Below are 3,853 nucleotides of genomic sequence, written 5' to 3' on the forward strand. Positions count from 1 at the left end.
AGGGGCAACACGGCCCGGACTGACGCGGGGTTGCGCGCCAGAGGCCGAACAGGCTTAGGGGATTGTCAGTCGAAGGGATGGCACCGGGGATAGGGGCGACCTGGGGCTCTCGCAGAACTCGGCCTTCATGGCCAAGGCAACGGGGTTGAGGCATCTTCGAGAGCATCGACCCGGCGGCTCAAGCCAACCTCATCCCCCTGCCCTATCGCGGTAACCCCCTTGGGAGTTGCGATGTTGCGACCTGACGGCTATCCCGGATGCATCATTCCGGACACGAGGGTCAAATGGCTGATTTCAATCTCGAGGCGATGTCGCTCAAGGAACTGCGACAATTGCAGAAAGACCTCGCCAAGGCGATTTCTACCTACGAGGACCGTCACAAGGCCGAAGCCCGTGCCAAGCTGGATGCGATCGCCAAAGAGATGGGCTACTCCCTCACCGACCTGATTGGGGTCGAGGGGAAAACCTCTCGTGCGCCCGCCGTGGCGAAATACCGTCACCCTGAGAACGCGGCTCTCACCTGGTCCGGCCGCGGCCGGAAACCGCAATGGTTCGCGGATCATATCAATGCGGGCAGAGACCCGAGCGCGCTCGCGGTCTAAGGACAGCGAAATGGGAACGGCCAATTCGGCGGCGGCAGTCAGCTGATCGCAACTTCCCAGGAGCAGCGGTGATCACCCATTTGGCGTGCCGACCACCGTCGGCTCATTCTGCCGGTCGGCCCGGGATGGCAGACAGGCGAAAGGCCCGGATCGGAGCCTTCGCTCCGCCTCCGAGCCTCAGGAGAATCCGTGGGCCTTACGCCCACGGATCGATCTCGGCGACCACTTGCACCTCGTCGCCGTCGATTTCATCGGCGGGGACGGCGCCGAAGGTTCCATCCCCAGCCTGGAAGACGACGATCGAGACCATGAGCGTGGCGGCGAGGGAGGCGGCGAAGGCGTGAGCATCTTTGCGGGACATCTGTTTGGCTCCTGTCTGGGAGGCGGGGGACCATCTCCCGCGCGACAGGACCCCGCAGGCCCGAAGACTGGCTGACATCACCGGGTGCGTTCGGCTTGCCCGAATCCAGCCGGCGGCACGGGCTCGCCCGTAGTCCGACCCCTCGCGGGTTGATCTCGAAGACGGGATTCGGGGCAAGGAAGGGAATGGCGAGCGGGGGATGGTGCCCTGACGATTGGAGCAAATTGACCCGCTGATGCTTGGAACGCCGCCAGCCTCCCGGCCAGGCTCTTGGTTGAAGGCCTCCGTCTTCCAGGCCGGGGATGGATACTATGGTGCCCCGCGGCATCGCGGGACGAAGGTGTGATCGGCGAGAGGCCCGCCCATGGGCAGGCCTCTCACGCATTCTCTGGGCTCAGGCGGCCAGATCCGCCTCCCCTGCCCTATCGCCGTCCTCGGCACCGACGATCTCGAGCCGCGCGTTGCGATAGCCCTCCCGCGCAATCCATAGCTCGGCCGCGGTGACGGACTCCGCCAGATGCAGCAATTCAGTGTTGCCCCCGAAGTCGAGGAGCACACGCACCTGCCCGGCCTTCGGTACCTCGGCCTCTTCGAAGATCAGTCGGCTGTCCGCCGAATGACTGCGCATGATGGTGACGAGGATCACCCCGTCCGAGGAGAAGTTCCCTTCATGCAGCGTGAAAGAGGCAGGTGCCGTCCAAGTCGGATAGACCCGGGGCGGCTCCTTCTTCACGAGACGACCCACGCCGTTCGATCGCTCCCAGGCGGCAAGCTTCTTGGTGAAACGTGCCGGTGGCTTGGGACTGCCGTCGGTGTAGCGGATCAGAGCTCCGAGAGGGGCTGTGTCGATGATGGTTTTTGCGGACATGATTCCTCATCCTGAATGCGAGCGTTCGCATTCATCATATTGATATTGCTGTGTTTTGCTGAGATGAGGGCGGGTTTCCCCGCCCCCCCCCGGATGGCTCAGATCACTCCGCTGCCATCATCGACGCGGCGCTGTCCGGCAAATCGGCCGTCAGGAAGGCCGGGAGATCGACATCCTCGGGCTCGCACGCGTCCTCCCCCTGCCCTTCTACGACCGCCTCGCCGTCGGACACCACCAGATCGGCGCGCCGCAGGACCTCGGGCAACCACCCGCTTCCCTTGAGGAGTCGCTCGGCTTCGGTCGCCATCTCGCCCTTCTTCAGGTGATCGAGAAGCTGCGCAGTCCCCTCCCCCTTCGCCTCGCGCACGGCCTCGAGGATCCGGGCCTTGGGCACACGGTTGAGGTAGCCGTCGACCGTCGGCTCCCAACCTGCCTCCACCATGTCAAGTTCGACTGCGCGGGCCACGAGATCGGCATGCGCAATGCGGCGGGTCAGACCGCTGGCGGAGATGCCCGCCTTATAGGGGTTTACCTTTTCATGGAGTGCGTTGATCCCGAAGCTGAGGCAATGCGCCAGCAGAGCCAGACGGCTGCCTTGGTCGAGAACTGACAGATAGTCCCAGAGCGCGGCATCGTCGCCGAGGGGCAGATCCGCCTCCCAGGCGGCGTGACGCTCATCGACCAGCTTCGCCACGACGCTTTCCTTCAGATCGGGCGCCTGCGCGGACATGTAGACATGGCGCACCGAGGCTTCGAGACAGCTGCCTGAGGCGGAGGAGGTGCGGAAGGTGTCCGTCACCAGTTTCAGGAGCAGGAGCGTCAGCGCGACCTCCGGCGAACGCCCGATGGCCTCACGCAGTGCGAGGGTCCTGTGGGCGGTCAGTTCCATGACAAGCCGCTCAGGCAACGGCTTCATCGCGCCGTCATCGTCCTCCTCGGTCGGATCGGCACCGATCGGCTGCCCGCCCGTCGTGATGACGGTGCCCCCGACCGAAGTCCTGGAGTGCTGCCAGCCAGAACCATCGACGCTACCCCCCTGCCCCATGGCATCCGCGCCATCGCCATCCTGGACCGCGGTCTCCTCGCGCGGCTCGTCCTCGGGCCGGACATAGCCACGGTAGACCGCGAGGCTGCCGTCGCGATCCAGCGTGACGAAGACACCCGCGCGCCCAACCTCGACCGGGTCGTAGATCAAGGGCCTCTGCTCAAGCGCTTCCATCGCCACCTCGAGCTGCCCGAGCCGGGCGTCGATCTCCTCGGGGTATTCGTCCTGGCCGGAGAATTCCTCTTCCAGCGCACGATACTCGGCGAGGAGCGAAGCGTGGGCCGCGCTTTCCTCGTCGGTCATCGGAGCAGGATCACCAGCGAGACGCCGCAGACCGTGGCTGTAGCCATAGGGCAGGTCGGTCGCGACCTCGATCCACTTCCAGCCCTCGGAGGCCAGCGCCTCGGCTTCGGCCTGGAGCTTCTCTTTGACCAGCCGGTCGAGCAGGGCAGGGTCCTCGAGCCAGCCGCCGTCATCACCTTGGAAGAGATCGCGAAGGACGACACCGCCTGCCGCATCATAGGCATCGACACCGACGAAAACTGCGCGACGATCCGAGGCCCGAACCGAGGTCTCGGTCAGCATGCGCCGGATGGCATAGGGCTCCTTGCTCCAGGAGTTCCTGATCGCCTCCCAGACCTGCTCCTGACGCGTGTGATCCGGGTTCACGGTAAACGCCATTAGCTGTTCCAGCGTCATGCCATCCTCTGCATAGACATCGAGCAGGGCAGGGGCCACGGAGGCGAGCTTCAGGCGTTGCTTCACGATTTGGGGCGTGACGAAGAACGCGGCCGCGATCGCTTCTTCGCCCTGACCCTTTTCACGCAAGGCCTGAAACGCGCGGAACTGGTCCAGCGGGTGCAGGGCGACGCGCTGCATGTTCTCCGCCAGCGAGTCGTCCTCGGCGAGAATCTCCGACGCCGCATCTCGCACGATGCAGGGGATCGGCGCGGTCTTGGCCAACCGCTTCTGCTTCA

Annotated in this window: 4 protein-coding genes; 1 reads left to right on the plus strand and 3 read right to left on the minus strand. The window is 64.9% G+C overall.

Going from position 1 to position 3,853, the window contains the following annotated elements; genetic code table 11:
- The first annotated feature begins 284 nt into the window (after positions 1-284).
- Positions 285-602 carry an H-NS histone family protein gene (locus ACRCSW_RS10035; RefSeq protein WP_438704721.1) on the plus strand — a complete coding sequence of 106 codons (318 nt, stop codon included), beginning with the start codon at positions 285-287 and terminating at the stop codon, positions 600-602.
- Positions 603-798: 196 nt separating this feature from the next.
- Here the strand turns inward: ACRCSW_RS10035 and ACRCSW_RS10040 are convergent, their stop codons facing one another.
- The 3 genes from ACRCSW_RS10040 to ACRCSW_RS10050 all read right to left on the minus strand — a co-directional run.
- A complete protein-coding gene (locus tag ACRCSW_RS10040) occupies positions 799-963 on the minus strand; it encodes a hypothetical protein (protein ID WP_438704722.1) in 165 nt (54 codons plus the stop codon).
- A 394-nt stretch (positions 964-1,357) separates the two neighbouring features.
- Positions 1,358-1,831, minus strand: a complete 474-nt coding sequence (locus ACRCSW_RS10045) for a hypothetical protein (protein ID WP_438704723.1) — start codon at positions 1,829-1,831, stop codon at positions 1,358-1,360.
- A 103-nt stretch (positions 1,832-1,934) separates the two neighbouring features.
- The coding region (locus ACRCSW_RS10050) for a ParB/RepB/Spo0J family partition protein (protein ID WP_438704725.1) at positions 1,935-3,853 on the minus strand (1,919 nt) is incomplete at its 5' end.

The sequence above is a fragment of the Tabrizicola sp. genome (genome assembly GCF_051645465.1).
Lineage (GTDB): Bacteria > Pseudomonadota > Alphaproteobacteria > Rhodobacterales > Rhodobacteraceae > Tabrizicola.